22 protein-coding genes are annotated in these 18,476 nt (G+C 71.6%); 18 read left to right on the forward strand and 4 right to left on the reverse strand.

Annotated features, from left to right (window positions below):
* The first annotated feature begins 2 nt into the window (after window positions 1–2).
* The 13 genes from ANAE109_RS09610 (at window position 3) to ANAE109_RS09670 (ending at window position 10,907) form a co-directional block, all read left to right on the forward strand.
* Window positions 3–449: a hypothetical protein gene (locus ANAE109_RS09610; protein WP_012096666.1), complete on the forward strand. Its 447-nt coding sequence runs from the start codon at window positions 3–5 to the stop codon at window positions 447–449.
* A gap of 79 nt (window positions 450–528) precedes the next feature.
* The gene (locus ANAE109_RS09615) at window positions 529–828 is read left to right on the forward strand and encodes an integration host factor subunit alpha (RefSeq protein ID WP_012096667.1); all 300 of its coding nucleotides are present in this window, start codon (window positions 529–531) and stop codon (window positions 826–828) included.
* 246 nt (window positions 829–1,074) lie between these two features.
* Window positions 1,075–1,257 carry a hypothetical protein gene (locus tag ANAE109_RS09620; RefSeq protein WP_041448248.1) on the forward strand — a complete coding sequence of 61 codons (183 nt, stop codon included), beginning with the start codon at window positions 1,075–1,077 and terminating at the stop codon, window positions 1,255–1,257.
* Window positions 1,258–1,411: 154 nt separating this feature from the next.
* On the forward strand, window positions 1,412–1,801 hold the full coding sequence (gene queD / locus ANAE109_RS09625; RefSeq protein ID WP_012096668.1) for a 6-carboxytetrahydropterin synthase QueD: 390 nt from the start codon (window positions 1,412–1,414) through the stop codon (window positions 1,799–1,801).
* Window positions 1,791–2,450, forward strand: a complete 660-nt coding sequence (gene folE, locus ANAE109_RS09630; protein WP_012096669.1) for a GTP cyclohydrolase I — start codon at window positions 1,791–1,793, stop codon at window positions 2,448–2,450. The genes queD and folE overlap by 11 nt, the downstream gene beginning before the upstream one ends.
* Entirely contained in the window at window positions 2,447–3,121 is a 675-nt protein-coding gene (locus ANAE109_RS09635) for an SDR family NAD(P)-dependent oxidoreductase (protein WP_012096670.1), read from the forward strand. The genes folE and ANAE109_RS09635 overlap by 4 nt, the downstream gene beginning before the upstream one ends.
* Window positions 3,118–4,503, forward strand: a complete 1,386-nt coding sequence (locus tag ANAE109_RS09640) for an FAD-binding oxidoreductase (RefSeq protein WP_012096671.1) — start codon at window positions 3,118–3,120, stop codon at window positions 4,501–4,503. Before ANAE109_RS09635 ends, ANAE109_RS09640 begins: the two co-directional genes overlap by 4 nt.
* Window positions 4,504–4,705: 202 nt before the next feature.
* Window positions 4,706–6,571: a 2-oxoacid:acceptor oxidoreductase subunit alpha gene (locus ANAE109_RS09645; protein ID WP_012096672.1), complete on the forward strand. Its 1,866-nt coding sequence runs from the start codon at window positions 4,706–4,708 to the stop codon at window positions 6,569–6,571.
* Window positions 6,572–6,593: 22 nt separating this feature from the next.
* Complete coding sequence (locus tag ANAE109_RS09650) at window positions 6,594–7,643, forward strand: 2-oxoacid:ferredoxin oxidoreductase subunit beta (protein ID WP_012096673.1); 1,050 nt, start codon at window positions 6,594–6,596, stop codon at window positions 7,641–7,643.
* A gap of 356 nt (window positions 7,644–7,999) precedes the next feature.
* Entirely contained in the window at window positions 8,000–8,272 is a 273-nt protein-coding gene (locus ANAE109_RS09655) for a ferredoxin family protein (RefSeq protein WP_012096674.1), read from the forward strand.
* Window positions 8,273–8,281: 9 nt separating this feature from the next.
* Window positions 8,282–9,445 (forward strand): 2-oxoacid:acceptor oxidoreductase subunit alpha, encoded by a 1,164-nt coding sequence (locus ANAE109_RS09660; RefSeq protein WP_012096676.1) that lies wholly within the window; start codon window positions 8,282–8,284, stop codon window positions 9,443–9,445.
* Window positions 9,442–10,338, forward strand: a complete 897-nt coding sequence (locus ANAE109_RS09665; protein ID WP_012096677.1) for a 2-oxoacid:ferredoxin oxidoreductase subunit beta — start codon at window positions 9,442–9,444, stop codon at window positions 10,336–10,338. Before ANAE109_RS09660 ends, ANAE109_RS09665 begins: the two co-directional genes overlap by 4 nt.
* 17 nt (window positions 10,339–10,355) lie before the next feature.
* Window positions 10,356–10,907: a 2-oxoacid:acceptor oxidoreductase family protein gene (locus ANAE109_RS09670; RefSeq protein ID WP_012096678.1), complete on the forward strand. Its 552-nt coding sequence runs from the start codon at window positions 10,356–10,358 to the stop codon at window positions 10,905–10,907.
* Between the two features lie 75 nt (window positions 10,908–10,982).
* On the opposite strand, the gene ANAE109_RS09675 is transcribed toward ANAE109_RS09670, so the two are convergent.
* Entirely contained in the window at window positions 10,983–11,789 is an 807-nt protein-coding gene (locus tag ANAE109_RS09675) for a tetratricopeptide repeat protein (protein ID WP_012096679.1), read from the reverse strand.
* A 129-nt stretch (window positions 11,790–11,918) separates the two neighbouring features.
* Entirely contained in the window at window positions 11,919–12,413 is a 495-nt protein-coding gene (locus ANAE109_RS24835) for a hypothetical protein (protein WP_012096680.1), read from the reverse strand.
* 50 nt (window positions 12,414–12,463) lie between these two features.
* Between ANAE109_RS24835 and ANAE109_RS09685 the strand changes: the two genes are divergently transcribed.
* The 4 genes from ANAE109_RS09685 (at window position 12,464) to ANAE109_RS23400 (ending at window position 15,628) form a co-directional block, all read left to right on the forward strand.
* The gene (locus ANAE109_RS09685; protein ID WP_012096681.1) at window positions 12,464–12,655 is read left to right on the forward strand and encodes a ribbon-helix-helix domain-containing protein; all 192 of its coding nucleotides are present in this window, start codon (window positions 12,464–12,466) and stop codon (window positions 12,653–12,655) included.
* A gap of 11 nt (window positions 12,656–12,666) precedes the next feature.
* Window positions 12,667–13,608 (forward strand): UDP-glucuronic acid decarboxylase family protein, encoded by a 942-nt coding sequence (locus tag ANAE109_RS09690; RefSeq protein WP_012096682.1) that lies wholly within the window; start codon window positions 12,667–12,669, stop codon window positions 13,606–13,608.
* A gap of 27 nt (window positions 13,609–13,635) precedes the next feature.
* Window positions 13,636–14,574 (forward strand): NAD-dependent epimerase/dehydratase family protein, encoded by a 939-nt coding sequence (locus ANAE109_RS09695; protein WP_012096683.1) that lies wholly within the window; start codon window positions 13,636–13,638, stop codon window positions 14,572–14,574.
* A gap of 100 nt (window positions 14,575–14,674) precedes the next feature.
* Window positions 14,675–15,628 (forward strand): hypothetical protein, encoded by a 954-nt coding sequence (locus ANAE109_RS23400; protein WP_012096684.1) that lies wholly within the window; start codon window positions 14,675–14,677, stop codon window positions 15,626–15,628.
* Between the two features lie 16 nt (window positions 15,629–15,644).
* Here ANAE109_RS23400 and mtgA read toward each other — a convergent pair whose 3' ends face one another.
* The gene (mtgA, locus tag ANAE109_RS09705) at window positions 15,645–16,520 is read right to left on the reverse strand and encodes a monofunctional biosynthetic peptidoglycan transglycosylase (protein ID WP_012096685.1); all 876 of its coding nucleotides are present in this window, start codon (window positions 16,518–16,520) and stop codon (window positions 15,645–15,647) included.
* 322 nt (window positions 16,521–16,842) lie between these two features.
* Between mtgA and ANAE109_RS09710 the strand changes: the two genes are divergently transcribed.
* Window positions 16,843–17,448: a superoxide dismutase gene (locus ANAE109_RS09710; RefSeq protein ID WP_012096686.1), complete on the forward strand. Its 606-nt coding sequence runs from the start codon at window positions 16,843–16,845 to the stop codon at window positions 17,446–17,448.
* Window positions 17,449–17,537: 89 nt separating this feature from the next.
* On the opposite strand, the gene ANAE109_RS09715 is transcribed toward ANAE109_RS09710, so the two are convergent.
* Window positions 17,538–18,392, reverse strand: a complete 855-nt coding sequence (locus ANAE109_RS09715; protein WP_012096687.1) for a DUF1206 domain-containing protein — start codon at window positions 18,390–18,392, stop codon at window positions 17,538–17,540.
* Between the last annotated feature and the right edge of the window lie 84 nt (window positions 18,393–18,476).

An 18,476-nucleotide genomic window follows, 5' to 3' on the forward strand; every position in this document is an offset into this window, starting at 1 on the left:
CGGTGACCGCGGCCCGCCGGCTGCCCTTCGCGGCGCTCGGGTTCGCGGTCGCGGCCGCGCTCTCCTCCTGGAACCCGCTCTCGGCGCCGTTCGCCGTGGTGGTAGGGCTCGCTGCGGCCGTCCTGGCCGTCCGCGCAGCGGTCGAGGAACGGCGCCGCCCCGTGGCGCTCACGGCGCTCGGCCTGGCGCTCGCTGCCGCGGCCGTCGGCGGGCTGGTGCTCGCCCGGACTGCAGGTCTCGGCCGTCGCGGCCCTGGGGAAAGCCTCATCGCGCCCCCATCTGGGGAGACCGTCGAGCGCGACCTGGATGACGCTGCCGGCCGGACGCGCGCGGCGCGCGAGCGGGCGCTCGAGGAGCTGAAGGGAGTCGAGGAAGGGCAGACGCGGGCGAAGCCGCCGCCGGGCGAGCGCGATGCGGTCCGCCCACCGAACGGAGCGGGTCAGCGGTGAAGGTGCGTGGCGTTTGACAGGGTTTCCGAAATCAGCTAACGAAATCGACACTTAGCCGACCCGGGAGCGGGAGCGCGACGTGACCAAGGCCGATATCATCGAGAGCGTCTACGAGAAGGTTGGCTTCTCCAAGAAGGAGGCCGCCGAGATCGTCGAGATGGTGTTCGACACCATCAAGGAGACGCTCGAGCGCGGCGAGAAGATCAAGATCAGCGGCTTCGGGAACTTCATCGTTCGCGAGAAGAAGTCCCGCGTCGGCCGCAATCCGCAGACCGGCGAGGAGATCGAGATCAGCGCCCGGCGCGTGCTCACCTTCCGGCCGAGCCAGGTCCTGAAGAACGCGCTCAACCTGAGCGACATGGTCCAGCCGCCGGTCTAGCGTCGCCGCAGGCTGCCTCCGGAGCCGCCGGGCGCTCTCCAGAAACGTCCTCACGACCTTCTCTCGGCCTGCCGGCAGACGGCAGGCCGAGCACGCGCCCATGGGCCGGAGGGGTCAGCCTCGCCATGAACGGGTTCTCCCGCTGCGGGGCCCCCCAGGCCTAGCTTCCTGGCGAGCGCCACGGCGCGTGAGAGGCATTCAATGGACCGTTGTGCATGCTGTGGAGGCACCCTGGGGCCTCACCCCGTGGGGCTCAAGTATCGCGGACGCGAGACCACCTTCTGCTCGTTCGGCTGCGCGGTCGTGCAGGCGGCGCCGGCGTGCTACGCGTGCGGCGCCAAGGTGCTCGGGCGCGGTCACGTGGTCGGCGACCGGACGTACTGCTCGACCGACTGCGTCCCGGCGCGGCTGACGGCGAGCGCGAGGTGAGCGGAGAGGCTACGGGCCAAAGGCTCCAGGCTTCGGGAATGCCCCTGGCTTGCAAGCCTCTCCTGTTGCCCGCAGCCTGAAGCCCTCCCCGTGTCCCGCCGCGCGCGGCCGAGACGCATGCGCCCCCGAGCTCAGCTGGAGCTATAAGGGGGGTATGGCAGCGATCGACTACACGGACGGCCGCCGCATGCGGCTCGACGTCGAGTTCTACTTCGCGGCGGCCCACCGTCTTCCCCGCTACGAGGGCCCGTGCTTCCGCATGCACGGGCACAACTACCGGTTCTTCGTGGCGCTCGAGGGAGACGTCGACCCGCGCACCGGGATGATCGCCGACTTCGGCGAGGTGAAGCGCATCGTGCAGGAGCAGGTCCTGGCGCGCCTCGATCACCGGACGCTGAACGACGTGCTCGAGAACCCGACGGCCGAGAACATCGCGCGCTGGATCTGGGAGGTGCTCGAGCCGCACGTGCCGGGCCTCGCGGAGGTCCGGCTGTTCGAGATCCCCGACTCCTGCGTGACGTACCGAGGGGGCCGTGGCCGTTAGGCCCCTCCGCTCCGCGCGCGCGCGCGGCTCGAGCGCGGCGCCGGACGCCGCCGCCGCGGCGGAGGCGGTGGAGCGGTTCCTCGACGCGCTCGGATTGCCTCCGCAGGTCCGCGCCTCGCCGGATCTGCAGGGGACCCACCGCAGGGTGGCGCAGGCGTGGCTCGAGGACCTCGTGGACGGGTACCGGCGCGATCCCGCCGAGATCCTCGCCGACGCGATCCCCTCGCCGAGCCGCGATCTCGTGGCCGTGACCGGGATCGCGTTCCACTCCGTCTGCCCGCACCACCTCCTCCCTTCGCGCGGCGTCGCGCACGTCGCGTACCTGCCCGGTGGCAGGGTGGTGGGCTTCGGTCAGCTCGTCCGGCTCGTGGACGCCCTCGCGCACCGGCTGGTGCTCCAGGAGGATCTGGCCCACGGGATCGCCGACGCGCTCGTCACGCACCTGGGCGCGCGCGGCGCGGCGTGCCTGCTGGACGCGGAGCAGCTCTGCATGACGGTCCGCGGCGAGAAGCGCGGCGCGGCCCGCGCCCACGCGGACGCCTGGCTCGGCGCCCTCGCGCGCGGGGCGTCGCGGCAGCGCTTCCTCGACCTCGCCGGGCGCGCCGGCGCGACGCGCCGCCGGCCGGGCGCGGGGAGGCGCCGGAGGTGAGCGCTCGCACCGCCATCGTGACCGGCGGGGGGCGCGGGATCGGCGCCGCGATCGCGCGCGCGCTCACCGCCCGCGGCGTCGCGGTGACGGTGTTCGCGCGGACCGCGGCCGAGCTGGAGCGGGTCGTCGCCGGCGGTGGGGCCGCGCTCGCGGTGGCGGGGGACGTCTCCCGCGAGGCCGACGTGGGGCGCCTGGTCGAGGCCCACGAGCGCGCCCTCGGCCCGGCGGATCTGCTCGTGAACAACGCCGGCGTGCTGGCGCGCGGACTCGCCGAGGAGCTCTCGCCCGCCGCGTTCCGCGCGGTGCTCGAGGTGAACCTCACCGGCGCGTTCCTCTGCGCGCGCGCCGTGATCCCAGGCATGAAGGCGCGCCGGCGCGGGCGCATCGTGAACGTCGCGTCGATCTCCGGGACGATCGGCACGGAGGCGGCGAGCGCCTACAACGCCTCGAAGTGGGGGCTCATCGGGCTCACCAAGTGCCTCGCCGAGGAGCTCCGGCCGCACGCGGTGCAGTGCGTGGCGGTGTCGCCCGGCAGCACCGACACGGACCTGCTGAGGGCCACGCCCTTCGCGCCCGCCATGACGCCCGAGGACGTCGCGCGGGTGGTGGTGTTCGCGGCCCTCGACGCGCCCGCCGCCATCACCGCGGCGAACCTGGAGGTCTACGGATGACCGCCCCCGTCGCCGCCGCGCTGGAAGACCTCGCGCGGGCGTTCCCCGCCGAGCGGCTCGCGCGCGATCCCGAGCGGCTCGAGGCGTACGGGCGCGACGAGTCCGACCTCGGCTCCTACCCGCCGGACGTCGCCGTGCTCGTCGAGTCCGCCGAGGAGGTCCGGGAGGTGTTCCGCATCGCCAGCGCGCACCGCGTGCCCGTGGTGCCGGTCGCGGCGCGCAGCGGCAAGTCGGGCGGGGTGCTCGCGCTGCACGGGGGGATCGCGGTCTCGCTCGAGCGGCTGAACCGGATCCTGGAGATCTCGCCCGAGGACCTCGTCGCCCGGGTCGAGCCCGGGGTGATCACCGGCCAGCTGCAGGCGGCGGTCGAGCAGCACGGGCTGTTCTACCCGCCGGACCCGAACTCGCTCGAGATGTGCACCATCGGCGGGAACGTCGCCGAGAACGCGGGCGGCCCTCGCGCGCTCAAGTACGGCGTCACCCGCGAGTACGTGCTCGGGCTCACCGCGGTCGTGCCGACGGGCGAGATCGTGAAGGCCGGACACCGGAGCATCAAGGGCGTCGCCGGCTACGATCTGACCGGCCTGTTCGTCGGCAGCGAGGGCACGCTCGGGATCGTGACCGAGGTGACGCTGAAGCTCCTGCCCCGGCCGCGGCACGTCTCGACGGCGCTCGTGGTGTTCGACTCCGTCGCCACCGCCGCGCGCGCCGTCTCGCGCGTGCTGGCGCAGGGGGTGATCCCGCGCTGCCTCGAGCTCCTCGACGACGTGTCGCTGGCGGCGGCGGCGAAGACCTCGCCGTTCCGCTTCCCCGCCGGCGCCGGCGCGGCGCTCCTCGTCGAGACCGACGGCAACGACGAGGAGGGCGTGTTCGCCGAGATCGTCCGCGTCGCGGAGATCGTGCAGGGCGACGCCTCGGGCGAGGTCATCGTCGCGCAGAACGAGGCGCAGCGGCGCGACGTATGGGAGACGCGCCGCTATCTCTCCGTGAACCTGAAGGCGCTCCACCCGAAGAAGCTCTCGGAGGACATCGCGGTGCCGCGCTCGCGCATCCCGGAGATGGTGGAGCGCGCGAAGGGCATCGGCGCGCGCCGCGGCCTCGTCGTGGCGACCTACGGCCACGCCGGCGACGGAAACCTCCACTGCAACGTCCTCTTCGACCGCGAGGACCAGCGGCCGCAGGTGGACCTCGCGGTGGCGGAGATCCTGCGCGCGGCGGTCGACCTGGGCGGCACCATCACCGGCGAGCACGGGGTGGGGCTCGCGAAGCGGGACTTCCTCGAGTACGAGCAGGGCCGGGAGCTCGTCGCCCTCCAGCGCCGCCTCAAGGCGGTGTTCGATCCGCTGGGAATCCTGAATCCCGGGAAGATCTTCCCGGGCTGAGCGCGTTCCGGACGGCGAGATCCGATCTCCTGATCAGATTGATTGGGGACAAGCCTGGTCCACAATCCACGCGTCATTTCAGGGGGTTAGGTTTGACTTCGCCGCTCCAGTCCGGCATGTAGTCAAGACCTGTCCTGGCTCAAGTAACGGCCGGGGCCGTTTTTTTTCACGCCGCACCCTTCAGACAGAACGAAAGGACGACATGTCCACGCAAGTCTCCGTGGCAAAGCACAAGGTCGAGCAGGTCGAGACCGTCACCATCCGGTTCGTCGGCGACTCCGGCGACGGCATGCAGCTGACGGGGACCGAGTTCACGCGCGCGAGCGCCCTCGCCGGCAACGACCTCGCCACCTTCCCGGACTACCCCGCGGAGATCCGTGCGCCCGCCGGCTCGCTCGCCGGCGTGTCGGGCTACCAGGTGAACTTCGGGTCGCGGGAGATCCACACCCCCGGTGATGCCCCCGACGTCCTCGTGGCCATGAACCCGGCCGCGCTGAAGACGAACCTGGCGGACCTGAAGCCGGGTGGCATGCTGCTCGTGAACGTGGGCGCGTTCACCCCGGGCAACCTCGAGAAGGCCGGCTACAAGACGAACCCGCTCGAGGACGCGGCGCTCAAGCAGAGCTACAAGATCTTCCCGGTCGACATGAACAAGCTGACCGAGATGGCGCTGGCCGGCTCGGGGCTGTCGTCGAAGGAGGTCGCGCGCTGCAAGAACTACTTCGCGCTCGGCCTCATGTACTGGCTCTACAGCCGCCCCATCGAGGCGCAGCTCGAGTCGATCCAGCGGAAGTTCGCGAAGAAGCCGGAGTTCGCCGCGGCCAACGCCGCCGTCTTCAAGGCGGGCCACGCCTACGGCGAGACGTCCGAGGTGTTCTTCCAGCGCTACGAGGTGCCGAAGTCGAAGCTCGCGCCCGGCACCTACCGCAGCGTGACCGGCAACTTCGCCACCGCCCTCGGCTTCGCCACGGTGGCGCGGCTCACGGGCAGGCAGGTGTTCCTCGGCAGCTACCCCATCACGCCCGCCACCGAGATCCTCCAGGAGATGTCGTACTTCAAGGAGCACGGGGTGGTGACGTACCAGGCCGAGGACGAGATCGCCGGCATCGGCTCCGCCATCGGCGCCGCCTTCGGCGGCGCGCTCGCCTGCACCACCACCTCCGGCCCCGGCCTCGCCCTCAAGACCGAGATGATGGGGCTCGCGGTGATCACCGAGCTGCCCCTCGTGGTCGTGAACGTGCAGCGCGGCGGCCCGTCGACGGGCATGCCGACCAAGACCGAGCAGGCGGACCTGCTCATGGCGCTCTTCGGCCGTCACGGCGAGGCGCCCATGCCGGTCATCGCGGCGCAGAGCCCCGCGGACTGCTTCTGGGCGGCGATCGAGGCGATGAAGATCGCCACCAAGTGGATGACGCCGGTGCTGCTGCTCACCGACGGCTACCTGGGCAACGGGTCCGAGCCGTTCAAGATCCCGAGCCTCGACGAGCTGCCGAAGCTGAAGGTGAGCTACCAGACCTCGCCCAACTACGCGGACGGCACGCAGTACATGCCGTACCTGCGCGACGACAAGCTCGTGCGCCCCTGGGCGATCCCGGGCACGCCGGGGCTCGAGCACCGCGTGGGCGGGCTCGAGAAGGACTCGCTCTCGGGCATGGTGTCCTACGACGGCATGAACCACGAGCGGATGGTGAAGACCCGCGCGCAGAAGATCCGCAACGTGGTGGAGGACGTGCCGGACGTCGAGACCTTCGGCGCGGCGAGCGGCGACCTCCTGCTCGTCTCCTGGGGCGGCACCTTCGGCGCGGTGCGCGGCGCCGCCGAGGAGCTGCAGGCGCGCGGCAAGGCGGTGGGCCACGTGCACCTGCGCTGGCTGAACCCGCTCCCGAAGAACCTGGGCGAGGTGCTGAAGGGGTTCAAGAAGGTGTTCGTGCCGGAGGTGAACGACGGGCAGCTCGCCTTCTACCTGCGCGGCAAGTTCCCGGGCGTGGATCCGCTGCAGTTCAACCGGATCAACGGCAAGCCCATCAAGATCAGCGAGCTCGTGGGCAAGGTCCTCGAGGTCCTGTAGCGAGACGGAAAGGACTACTCACATGAGCACGACGAACACGACCGTGAACACCGCCCTCCCGACCTACACGAAGAAGGACTTCGAGTCCGGCGTCGACCCGCGCTGGTGCCCGGGCTGCGGCGACTACTCGATCATCAACCAGGTGCAGCGGGCGCTGCCCGCCGTCGGGGTGAAGCGCGAGAACATCGTCTTCATCTCCGGCATCGGCTGCTCCTCGCGCTTCCCGTACTACATGAACAACTACGGGATGCACACGCTGCACGGCCGCGCGCCCTCGTTCGCCTCGGGCCTCAAGGTGTCGCGGCCCGAGCTGCAGGTGTGGATCGTGACCGGCGACGGCGACGCGCTCGCCATCGGCGGCAACCACTTCATCCACGCGATGCGGCGCAACCTCGACCTGAAGATGCTGCTGTTCAACAACCGCATCTACGGGCTCACGAAGGGCCAGGTCTCCCCGACCTCCGAGCTCGGCAAGAAGACGAAGACCACGCCGCACGGCTCGCCGGACTACCCGTTCAACCCGCCGGCGCTCGCGCTCGGCTCCGGCGCCACCTTCGTCGCGCGCACCGTCGACGTCGAGGGCGCGCACATGGGCGCGGTCATCAAGGCCGCGGCCGAGCACAAGGGCAGCACGCTCGTCGAGATCTTCCAGAACTGCCCGGTGTTCAACGACGGCGCCTACGACTTCCTCACCGACAAGGCGGTGAAGGCGGACGCGCTGCTGCGGATGGAGCAGGGCAAGCCGCTCCTCTTCGGGAAGGACTCGAAGAAGGGGATCCGCTTCAACCCGCAGAGCGCCGAGCTCGAGGTGGTCACCCTCGGCGAGGACGGCGTGACCGAGAAGGACATCCTCGTCCACGACGCGAAGCGCGAGGACCCGACCATCGCCTTCATGCTGGCGAACCTCTCGACGCGCCCGGGCTTCCCCACGCCCATCGGCGTGTTCCGCGACGTCAGCCTGCCGACGTGCGAGGAGCTGACGTGGAAGCTCATCGACGGCGCGAAGGCGAAGAAGCCGGACGCGTCGCTCGAGAAGCTGCTCGACGGCGGCGACACCTGGACGATCGGCTAGTCCGCGGCGCGCTCGCCCTCCGGCACGCCCGGGGCGAGCCGGCGTGGTCGACGGCCCGCCGCGCGCGGCCAGTGGGCCCTTCCCCGCGACGGGGGAGGGCCCTCGTCTTTTCGCGCCCCTGCGGCGCCCGGGCGCGCCCGCGGGCGCTCCCGTCGCCGCTCCGGCGAGGATCGTGGAGGCGCCGAGTCGATCAAACGTCGAGCAAATGGGTCGATGAAATGCGCAATCGATTCGCGGGGAAATCTCGGCTCGATTGATCTGCGTCCAGGCACCCAAGTGCGGCGACGTAGTACTGAGCGCGGCACTCTCCCAGCGTGACCGGTCCATGGCGGCCCGGACGCTCCAGAGGAGCGCTAATGACGACAGCAGCTGCACCTGCGGCGAAGAAGGACAAGAAGTTCAAAGGCGTCGTGGTCGTGAACCGCGAGAACTGCAAGGGCTGTGGGTTCTGCGTCGAGTTCTGCCCGCTGCACGCCCTCGAGCTCGAGAAGGGCTACAACGCGAAGGGATATCACCCGCCTTTCCTCGCAAAGCCGGAGCTCTGCAATGGCTGCGACATGTGCGGGCTCTTCTGCCCCGACTTCTCGATCTACGGCTACCGCGAGAAGCTCGACTCGGCCGCCGCCTAGGAGCCACGAATGTCAAACGCGACCTCTTCCGGAACCCTCACTGGCAGCCACTACCTGGACGGCGATCACGCCTGCAGCGAAGGCGCCATCGCCGCCGGCTGCCGGTTCGCCGCCGGCTACCCCATCACGCCCTCGACCGAGGTGGTCGAGCGGCTCGCGCAGCGCTTCCCGCTCGTCGGCGGCCGCTTCCTCCAGTTCGAGGACGAGCTCGCCGCGTCGATCGCGCTGCTCGGCGGCGCCTGGGGCGGCGCCAAGGCCTGCACCGTCACGTCGGGCCCCGGCTTCTCGCTCATGATGGAGCACATCGGCCTCGCCGCGATCACCGAGACGCCGTGCGTGTTCTTCGACGTGCAGCGCGCCGGCCCGTCGACCGGTCTCCCCACGCAGCCCGCCCAGGGCGACATGATGCAGGCGCGGTTCGGGTCGCACGGCGACTACCGCCTCATCGCGCTCTGCCCGAACTCGCCGCAGGAGTGCTTCGACCTCACCGTCGACGCCTTCAACATGGCCGAGGAGTACCGCGTCCCGGTCCTCGTGATGCTCGACGAGGTCGTCGGGCACATGACCGAGAAGGTGGTCATCCCGGACGACTCGAAGCTCAAGATCACCGAGCGGCGCTGGACGAAGAAGCCTCCGGGCGAGTTCAAGCTCTTCGCGCCCGCCGAGGGCAGCCTCGTCCCCGAGATGGTGAAGCCGGGTGACGGCTACCGCATCCACGTCACGGGCCTCACGCACGACGAGCGCGGCTACCCGAAGATGACGGTCCCCGAGCACGAGAAGATGCAGATGCGGCTCTGGGACAAGATCGTCCTCAACGCCGACAAGATCGTGAAGTACGAGGCGAAGGACCTGGACGACGCCGAGGTGGTGGTCGTCTCCTACGGCATCACCTCCCGCATCGCCGAGCGCGCCATCCAGCAGGCGCGCGCCGCGGGCGTGAAGGTGGGCTCGTTCCGCCTCATCACCGCCTGGCCCTTCCCGGAGAAGGAGATCCTCCAGCTCTCCAAGAAGGTGAAGGCGTTCGTCGTCCCCGAGCTGAACCTCGGCCAGATGGTGCTCGAGGTGCAGCGCATCGTCGAGGGCCGGACCAAGGTGGTCCCGGTCCCGCACGTGGGCGGCACCGTTCACGATCCGCAGGTCATCACCAACGCCATTGTGGGAGCCGTTCGATGAGCGCGCCGGTCAAGGAGAACCCCGTCAACAAGTACCTGCGCATGGAGCGCATGCCGTCCATCTGGTGCCCCGGCTGCGGCATCGGCACGACGGTGAACTGCTTCGCGCGCGCGCTCGACGAGTCCAAGATCCCGCTCGACAACCTGGCGGTCGTCTCGGGCATCGGCTGCACCGGCCGCGTGGCGGGCTACATGAACGTGGACTCGTTCCACACGACGCACGGGCGCGCCATCCCGTTCGCGACGGGCCTGCAGCTCGCCCGCCCCGACCTGAAGGTGGTCGTGTACTCCGGTGACGGCGACCTGTCCGCCATCGGCGGCAACCACTTCATCCACGCGGCCCGCCGGAACGCCGACCTCCTCGTGGTCATGGTGAACAACTTCACCTACGGCATGACGGGCGGCCAGGTGACGCCGACCACGTTCCGCCCGGCGGTCGCCTCGACCACGCCGTACGGCGCGTTCGAGCAGACGTTCAACATGCCGATGCTCGCCGACTCCTGCGGCGCGGTGTACGTCGCCCGGTGGACGGCGTACCACGTGAAGCAGCTCGCCAAGTCGATGGCCGAGGCCATCAACAAGCGCGGCTTCCGCTTCATCGAGATCGCGGCGCCGTGCCCCACGCTGTACCTCCGCCGCAACAAGCTCGGCGAGGGGCTCGACGAGATGAAGTTCTACAAGGAGAAGAGCGTCATCCGGAACGGCGTCGACACGCGCGAGGTCGCGCTCGACTACCGCAAGGAGATCACGGTCGGCAAGTTCGTCGACCGCGAGCGGCCGACGCTCGAGGACGCGATGGAGCAGCGCTACAAGGAGGCGCTCGGCGCGAAGTACGTGCCGTACGTCTCGCCCGGCGCGAAGGCGCCCGCCACGGCCGAGAAGCCGGCCGCGTAGCTCAGGAGAACAAGGACATGGGTCCCACGGAGATCAAGATCGGCGGGCTGGGCGGCCAGGGCGTCATCCTGGGCGGCATCATCATCGGCAAGGCGGCGGCGCTGTTCGACAGCAAGCACTCGTGCCTCACGCAGGCCTTCGGCCCCGAGGCGCGCGGGTCTGCCTGCAGCGCACAGGTGGTCGTCGACAGCGAGCCGATCCTCTACCCGTACGTGCAGAAGCCGCACATCATGGTGGCGATGTCGCAGGACGCGTTCGCGAAGTTCTCGCCCGAGCTCCGGCCGGACGGGACGCTCCTCATCGAGGAGGAGCTCGTCAAGCCCAACGGCCTGCCGAGCACGGTGAAGGTGTTCTCGGTCCCGGCGACGCGCATCGCCGAGGAGCTCGGCAGGAAGATGGTGATGAACATCGTCATGGTCGGGTTCTTCACCGCCGTGACGGGCCTCGTGAGCGAGGAGGCGGCGCGGGAGGCGGTCAAGGACTCCGTCCCGCCGGCCACCATCGACCTGAACATGAAGGCGTTCCAGCGCGGCTTCGATCACGGCAAGAAGCTCGTCGCCAAGGCGTAAGCCACCGCCTCTCACGTCTCGCGGCCGCACCGGGCGCTCCGGTGCGGCCGTTTCACTTTCTCTATCGGCGCGCCCTCACTCGCAGGCGCGGGCGCCGCGCAGGCTCGTCCGGCAGGCGTCCGCGCCGGGCGACACCTCCAGGCAACGCTCGCACGCCCGGACCGCCTCGTCGCATCGCGCGAGCCGCACGAGCGAGACGCAGAGCCCGTGCAGCGCCTCGTGCGAGCCGGGCTCCAGCTCCGCGGCGCGCCGGTAGCCCGCCTCCGCCCGTTCGAAGCGCCCCTCCACGTAGTCCATGAAGGCGAGGTCGTGGTGCGCCGCGGCGCGATCGGGCGCCGCCTCGAGCAGGTGCAGGTACTCGCGGCGGGCCTCGGCCCAGCGCGCGCCGCGATCGGGCGAGTCCAGGCCGTGGCGGAGGAGGGCGCGGGCGAGGTTCTGGCGGGCGTCGGCGAGGTCGGGATCGATGCGCAACGCGGCGCGGAGCGCGTCGGTGCCGCCACCCTCGCGCCCCGCCGCGAGCAGCGTCTCTCCCAGGTTCGCGTGCCCCTCGGCGAAGTCGGGCGCGAGCCGCACCGCCCGCTCGAACCGCCGCCGCGCGGTGTCGAGGTCTCCCTCGCGGCGAGCGACGATCCCGAGGCCGTTCAGCGCCTCCGGGAAGTCGGGATCGAACTCCAGCGCGTGCGAGAAGGCGACGGTCGCGCGCTCCGGGTCGGCCGCCTCCAGGTACGCGTAGCCGCGCCGGACCTCCTCCGCCGCGCGCGGGTGCACGGCGGCGCGCCCGGCGCACGCGGCGGCGCAGCCGAGGACGAGTACGAGAGGGAGACGGAGAGCGAAGGGCCGGGACGAGGGGAGGGGGGCGTCGGGCGGGCGAGGCGCGGGCATGTCCGCCTTCCTTGCCGCGCGCGTGCCGCACGAAACGCCGGCGGCACAGTCGCCCGCGCCGTGCGCGCCGGCCGTGGCCGAGCCGTCCGGCCGCGCGACGGCCGTCCGCGGGCTCGGGGCGTCATGGGCTCAGCGCTCCGGCGCGCCGGCCTCGACCCCGTCCGGCCTGCCGTCACGGTCGGTGTCGCGCTCGACGCTCACGAGGGAGCCGCGTGCGTAGCGCTCCCAGACGTCGGGCCGCCCATCCCCGTCCGTGTCTCGCTCCTTGCGGACGAGCTCACCTCCCTCGAAGACGCTCCAGGTCGGAGGCACGCCCTCCACGCGGTGGACGAGCTCCTTCCTGGCGAGCGCGCCGCCCTCGAACACGAGCACGACGTCCGGCTCCCCGTCGCGATCGAGGTCGTAGGCGAGGCGGGAGATCGCGCCGTCGGCGCCCCGCGTCACCCACGCGTCGGTACGCCCATCTCCGTCCTGGTCCTGGGGCGTCCCGGTCGGCGCCCCGGCCGGCTCCGAGGTGAAGGGTCGGCCGGAGCTCGCCGGGGAGGAGGCGGTGGGCCGGGCTTGACGGGGCGTCGAGCAAGCGAGCCCCGACAGGGCGGCGATGAGAGCGAGGAGCTTCCGCATGACGTTATTTGACACTATATAGATGGTCACATAGGTTCGCCGTAGCCGCCATGGCCCGGAAAAAGCTCTCGACGACCGTCTACATCACGCCCGAGCAGGACGAGCGCCTCAAGCTCCTGCACGAGCGCACGCGTGTGCCCGTCGCCGAGTACATCCGGCAAGGCATCGACCTCGTGCTGGAGAAGTATCGCCAGGCGCTCCCCGGCCAGCTGACGCTCGATGACATGGGCGCCAAGAAGTAGATTGCACGAGAATGAGCGAAAAGCGCGCGGTCGTCCTCGGGGCGGCAGGGTTCATCGGGAGTCACCTCAGCGATCGCTTCCTGGCGGAGGGGTGGCGCGTCACGGGGGTGGACAACCTCATCACGGGCAACCGGCGGAACCTCGACCACCTCGCGCGCGACCCGCGCTTCGACTTCGTCGAGGCGGACATCTGCGAGCCGCTGGACCGGATCACGGGTCGCGTCGACGCGGTGCTCGACTTCGCGTCGCCCGCCTCGCCCATCGACTATCTGAAGCACCCGTTCGAGACGCTCCGCGTCGGCTCGCACGGCGTGGAGAACGCGCTGAAGCTCGCGAAGCGCGCGGGCGCTCCCTTCCTGCTGTCCTCGACGTCCGAGGTGTACGGCGATCCCCTGGTGCACCCGCAGCGCGAGTCGTACTGGGGCAACGTGAATCCCGTCGGTCCGCGCGCGGTGTACGACGAGGCGAAGCGCTTCGCCGAGGCGATCACGGTCGCGTACCGCCGCTACGAGAAGGTCGACGTGCGGATCGCCCGCATCTTCAACACGTACGGCCCTCGTATGCGGTTGGACGACGGGCGGGTCGTGCCCACCTTCGTTGCGCAGGCGCTCCGCGGCGAGCCGCTCACCGTGTTCGGCGACGGCACCCAGACGCGGAGCTTCTGCTACGTGGACGACAACGTGGAGGGGATCTGGCGGTTGCTGCACTCCCGCTTCCAGGATCCCGTGAACATCGGCAATCCGAACGAGATGACGGTGCTGCAGTTCGCCGAGGCGGTGCAGCGGCTCGTCGGGAGCCACTGCCCCGTGATCCACGAGGCGCTCCCCGAGGACGACCCGCGCGTGCGACGGCCGGACATCTCGCGCGCGAAGGAGCTCCTCGGGTGGGAGCCGAAGGTGGGATTCGATGACGGCATGCGGCGGACCATCGGGTGGTTCCGCGAGCGCGTGTGAACGGTTGGTGAAACGAGGGGAGGCGGGGTGGCGAAGCGGATTCTCATCACGGGCGGGGCGGGGTTCATCGGGTCCACCATCGCGGACCTGTTCCTCGAGGCGGGGTGGGACGTCGCGGTCCTCGACGATCTCTCGTCGGGGAAGCGCGAGAGCGTGCCGCCCGCCGCCCGCTTCTACCCGGTGGACGTTCGCAGCGCGGCGGCGCTCGAGGTGCTGAAGAAGGAGCGCCCGCAGGTGATCTGCCATCAGGCCGCCCAGATCGACGTGCGCCGCTCGATGGCGGAGCCTCGCTTCGACGCGGACGTGAACGTCGGCGGCCTGCTGAACCTCATGCAGGGCGCGGTCGAGGCGAAGAGCGTCGAGCACGTGCTCTTCGCCTCCTCCGGCGGCGCCACCTACGGCGACACCGACCGCGTGCCGACGCCCGAGGATCACCCGCAGCTGCCGGTCTCCCACTACGGGGCGGCGAAGGCCGCGAGCGAGCTGTACCTCAACGTCTACCGCGCCAACTACGGCATCCCGTTCACCGCGCTCCGCTACTCCAACGTGTACGGCCCGCGCCAGGATCCGCACGGCGAGGCCGGGGTGGTGGCGATCTTCTGCGGGCGCCTCCTCGAGGGCCGGCCCTGCACGATCTTCGGGGACGGCTCGCAGACCCGCGACTACGTCTTCGCGGGCGACGTCGCGCGGGCGAACCTGCTCGCCGCCGAGAAGCGGTACGACGGGCCGCTCAACGTCGGGACCGGGGTCGAGACCGACGTGAACGAGCTGTACGCCCACCTCGCCCGGGCGGCCGGCTCCGACCGTCCGGCGGAGCACGCCCCGGCGCGGCTCGGCGAGCAGAAGCGCTCGTGCATCGACCCCTCGCGCGCCGGCGCGGCCGTCGGCTGGAGGCCGGAGGTGAGGCTCGCCGACGGGCTCCGGCGCACCTTCGAGTGGTTCGCGGCGCGGCGCCGGGCAGCCTGAGCTCCGCCCTCGCGCCCACATCGGCGCCTTCCCTGCCACCTGCGCGCGCTGGCATGCTCCGGCGCCGATCGGGGCTGTCGCCCCAGTGGCAGGAGGAGCGATGAGGACGACGCTGGCGCTCGCCGTCGTGCTCCTCGCCGCGTGCGCGGCCGAGGTGCGGACCGACGTGGAGGGCCTGCGCGCGGCGCTGCCGGACGAGGCGGCGATCCGGATCGGGAGCCCCGCGCCCCCGCCCTCGCCGGAGGCCACCACCGCCGAGGTCATCGCGGCCGCCCCGGCGTTCGGCTCCGGCTACGCCCGGACCACCTTCTGGAGCGCCGCCACCGTGAACGCCGGGCTGGCGTGGAGTCTCGGCCGCCTCCGCCTCGTCGTCTCGCTCCCGCCGACCTCCTGTGACGAGCTGGCGTGCTCGTGGGGCCCGTGGATCGATCGGGAGGGGCTGAACGTGTGGCGGCTCGTCGCCCGCCACGACGGCGGCGGTTGGGCCTTCAACCTCGACGCGCGGCCGGGCTCGGCGCCCTCCACCCCGTTCGCGCCCATCGTCGCGGGGGTGATCCAGCGCGGCGCGCTGCCGGGGCGCGGACACGGCTCGCTCCAGATGGACTTCGAGGCAGCCGCCGCCCTCGATCACCCGCCCGGCTGGCAGCAGGAGGACTTCGGTCGCCTCGAGATCCAGTACGACGCGCGCGCGGCGCTGCGGGTGGACGCGACCGCGGTCGGGGTGAGGAGCCGGGATCCCGAGGCCCCCGAGCCCGTGAACGCGGTGTACGCTTTCCGCGCCGCGGAGGGGGGCGGGGGCGGGGAGCTGCAGCTCGCCGTCGAGACGCTGGAGGCCGCGCCGACGACCCTGTCGCTCCGCTCCCGCTGGGACGGCGCCGGCGCTGGGCGCGGAGACGCCGTCTCCTCCGCCGAGCCCGCGAGCGAGAGCGAGTGCTGGGGTGACGCCGCCTCGAGCTTCGCGCTCGTCTACGACAGCGGCGCGAGCCCGCTCGTCGGCTCCGAGGGCGCCTGCGCCTTCCTGCCGGCGCTGGCGGCCACGCTCACGCTCCCGTAGTCCCCGCGGATCGCCGTCAGCCCGCCGCGACCTCGCCACCCGCCGCCGGGGACGGGGGGGACGTCGTCGCCTCGTCTTCCGGGGGCTCGTCGCGATCGTCCGCCGGCGCTGGCCCTGCGAGGATCCGCTCCAGCTCCGCGCTCGCGTGCAGGTGCTCGTCGGCGGAGATGCGCCCGGCCGCGCGCATGCGGTCGAGGAGGCGTCTGCTGCGGCGCCTCAGCCAGGAGGAGGGATGGTCGAGGTCCACCTTCCGCGGCGCGGGGAGGATGGACGCCAGCACCACCGCCTGCGCGGTCGTGAGCGCGGCGGCGGAGACGCCGAACCTCGCGCGGGCGCCCGCCTCGACGCCGAACACGCCGTCGTCCCACTCCGCGACGTTCAGGTAGAGCGCGAGGATCCGGCGCTTCGAGAGCTCGCGCTCGAGCTTCGCAGCGAGCACCGCCTCCCTGGCCTTGCGCAGGAGGCTCTTCTCGGTCCCGAGCCACAGGTTCTTCGCGAGCTGCTGGGTGAGGGTGGAGGCGCCGCGCGCGAACCGGCGGGTCTTGAGGTCGTGCTCGGCGGCGAGGCGGATCGCCTCCCAGTCCAGCCCGTCGTGCCCGAAGAAGTTCGCGTCCTCCGAGAGCAGCACCGCCTCGACGAGCCGCGGCGACACGCGGTCGAGGCTCACCCACACCTGCCGCGCGTGGAAGGGGCGGCGCCTCGCCTTCGCCTCCGCCTGGCGCTGCGCGATGAGGGCGGTGGTGCGCGGGTTCGTGCGCGCGAGCCGCGCGACGTCGGGCGTGGCGAGCCAGAGCCCCGCGATCGAGGCGACCGCGAGGAGGACGACGACGAGGAGGACGAGGGCGATCCGGAGGAGGCGGCGGCGCCCGGGGGGGCGAACCCGGGATGGCATGCGCGGGACCTATAGCACGCGGGACGGACGAGCGTCCGGGCGCGGCGTCCGCTCCTCCGGCGTGCGGCCGATCCAGGCTACGGGCTGCGGGCTACGGGCTACGGGGCCACGGCGACGGGCTCCAGCAAGGTTCGGGATCGAGGGGCGCTTCTCCTGAAGCCCAAAGCCTGAAGCCGATGCCGAGCATTGCCTGACCGTGAATGGTGGTCCCGTCCGGGCCCCCGTTCGGCCCCTTGACGCATCCGGGGCGCGAAACTACTTCCCGCTCACCGAAACGGCACCGCATCGCCGCTCACCGGCTCTCGAGCCCACCGGAGGGAACATGGCTGACGTGAAGCGATACACCCCGCGCGACTTCTCCAAGGTCCGGGGGCTGAACGGCATCTCGGACAAGCAGCTCGAGGAGCACCTGAAGCTCTACGAGGGGTACGTGAAGCGCACCAACGCGCTCACGGAGAAGCTCCAGGCCATCTGCGCCGACGGCAAGGCCTCGGGCGCCGATCCGGTGTTCGCCGAGCTGACCCGCCGCCTGGGCTTCGAGTACAGCGGCATGGTGAACCACGAGTACTACTTCGACAACATGGCGCCCGGCGCGCAGGCCGAGCCTCCGTCCGGCGGCAAGCTCCGCAAGGCGCTCGAGGCGTCGTTCGGCAAGTACGAGACGTGGCTCGCCGACTTCCGCGCCATCGCCACCATGCCGGGCATCGGCTGGGCGATGACGTTCCAGGACCCCACGACCGGCTGGCTCTCGAACCACTGGATCAACCTGCACCAGGACAACGTGCCGGTCGGCTTCAAGCCGGTGCTGGTGATGGACGGCTGGGAGCACGCGTACATGCGCGACTACCTCGCGACGGAGCGAGCGAAGTACGTGGACGCGTTCTTCAAGAACGTGAGCTGGGAGGCGGTCGAGAAGCGCATCGCGTAGCCGGCCGGCCCGCGCACGGACCTCGGCCCGGACCGCGCCGGTTCGGGCCGTTTCTCGTCTCGGGACGCGACGTGGGGGGGAGGGGGACCTCAGCCGCCGCGGATGCGGCGGTAGCGACCCTCCACGACGGCGAAGGCCGCGTAGGCGAGCAGGCCGAGCGCCGCGAGGCCGAGCAGCACCTGCCCGAACGGCTGCCGCGCCAGGGTCTCCAGCGCGCCGTCGAGCCCGGTCGCCTCGCGCGGGTCGCGCTCGAACGCCGCCTGCCCGAAGAAGAGGCCGACGAGCACGAACACCAAGCCCTGCGTGACGAAGCCGATCGCGCCCAGGCGCGGCGCCCACCGGCGCACCCAGCGCCCGGCGGAGGTCAGCTCCACGTGCTTCAGGAACTTCCCGCCGACGGCGTTCCAGATCTGCCGCGCGCCCAGGAAGATCACGATGGCCGCGCCCGCGAAGACCAGCGCGCGTCCGGCGGGGAGCTCGAGCACGCGAGCGGTCCAGCTTCGCGCCGCGGCGTCGCCTCCCCGGCCGGCGCCCTCCCCGAACGCGAGCCGCACCGCGGCGAGCGCCAGCGACGCGTAGCCCAGCCCCGCGATCCCCTGGCCGACGCGCGACAGGATCGCCCAGGCACCCTGGCGCCGCTCGCCGTCGGGATCCGCGAACGCCTGGACCTCGAACCAGAGGGCCATGCCCACGAGGCCGAGCGCCAGGGCCGCGACGAGGGCGCCGCCGAGGGGCGCCTGGGCGACGGTGGCGAGCGCGCCCTTCGTGTCGGTGGTGCGCCCTCCCTCGCCGAGCGCGAGGCGGAGCGCGAGCACCCCGATGACGGCGTACACCGCCCCCTTCGCGACGTACCCCGCGCGCGCGAGCGTCCCGACCCACGGGTGCCGCACCGAACGGCCGCCCGCCCGCTCCAGCTCCGACCACGCCTCGCTCGCTCCTCGCATCGACTTCAACGTGGGCACCCCGCCGCCCGGCTGCCCGCGGACGCCCCCGCCGTTTGACCGCTCCCGGGAGCGGACCCTACGCTG

The organism is Anaeromyxobacter sp. Fw109-5 (assembly GCF_000017505.1).
GTDB lineage: Bacteria > Myxococcota > Myxococcia > Myxococcales > Anaeromyxobacteraceae > Anaeromyxobacter.

Bases quoted from the DNA above. Each gene is read 5' to 3' on its own strand.
- ANAE109_RS09670 (WP_012096678.1), top strand. From the start codon at position 10,356: ATGGGTCCCACGGAGATCAAGATCGGCGGGCTGGGCGGCCAGGGCGTC.
- ANAE109_RS09715 (WP_012096687.1), bottom strand. From the start codon at position 18,392: ATGCGAGGAGCGAGCGAGGCGTGGTCGGAGCTGGAGCGGGCGGGCGGC.
- ANAE109_RS09655 (WP_012096674.1), top strand. From the start codon at position 8,000: ATGACGACAGCAGCTGCACCTGCGGCGAAGAAGGACAAGAAGTTCAAA.
- ANAE109_RS09685 (WP_012096681.1), top strand. From the start codon at position 12,464: ATGGCCCGGAAAAAGCTCTCGACGACCGTCTACATCACGCCCGAGCAG.
- ANAE109_RS09640 (WP_012096671.1), top strand. From the start codon at position 3,118: ATGACCGCCCCCGTCGCCGCCGCGCTGGAAGACCTCGCGCGGGCGTTC.
- queD (WP_012096668.1), top strand. From the start codon at position 1,412: ATGGCAGCGATCGACTACACGGACGGCCGCCGCATGCGGCTCGACGTC.
- ANAE109_RS09665 (WP_012096677.1), top strand. From the start codon at position 9,442: ATGAGCGCGCCGGTCAAGGAGAACCCCGTCAACAAGTACCTGCGCATG.
- ANAE109_RS09660 (WP_012096676.1), top strand. From the start codon at position 8,282: ATGTCAAACGCGACCTCTTCCGGAACCCTCACTGGCAGCCACTACCTG.
- ANAE109_RS09690 (WP_012096682.1), top strand. From the start codon at position 12,667: ATGAGCGAAAAGCGCGCGGTCGTCCTCGGGGCGGCAGGGTTCATCGGG.
- ANAE109_RS09710 (WP_012096686.1), top strand. From the start codon at position 16,843: ATGGCTGACGTGAAGCGATACACCCCGCGCGACTTCTCCAAGGTCCGG.
- mtgA (WP_012096685.1), bottom strand. From the start codon at position 16,520: ATGCCATCCCGGGTTCGCCCCCCCGGGCGCCGCCGCCTCCTCCGGATC.
- ANAE109_RS23400 (WP_012096684.1), top strand. From the start codon at position 14,675: ATGAGGACGACGCTGGCGCTCGCCGTCGTGCTCCTCGCCGCGTGCGCG.
- ANAE109_RS09650 (WP_012096673.1), top strand. From the start codon at position 6,594: ATGAGCACGACGAACACGACCGTGAACACCGCCCTCCCGACCTACACG.
- ANAE109_RS24835 (WP_012096680.1), bottom strand. From the start codon at position 12,413: ATGCGGAAGCTCCTCGCTCTCATCGCCGCCCTGTCGGGGCTCGCTTGC.
- ANAE109_RS09645 (WP_012096672.1), top strand. From the start codon at position 4,706: ATGTCCACGCAAGTCTCCGTGGCAAAGCACAAGGTCGAGCAGGTCGAG.
- ANAE109_RS09675 (WP_012096679.1), bottom strand. From the start codon at position 11,789: ATGCCCGCGCCTCGCCCGCCCGACGCCCCCCTCCCCTCGTCCCGGCCC.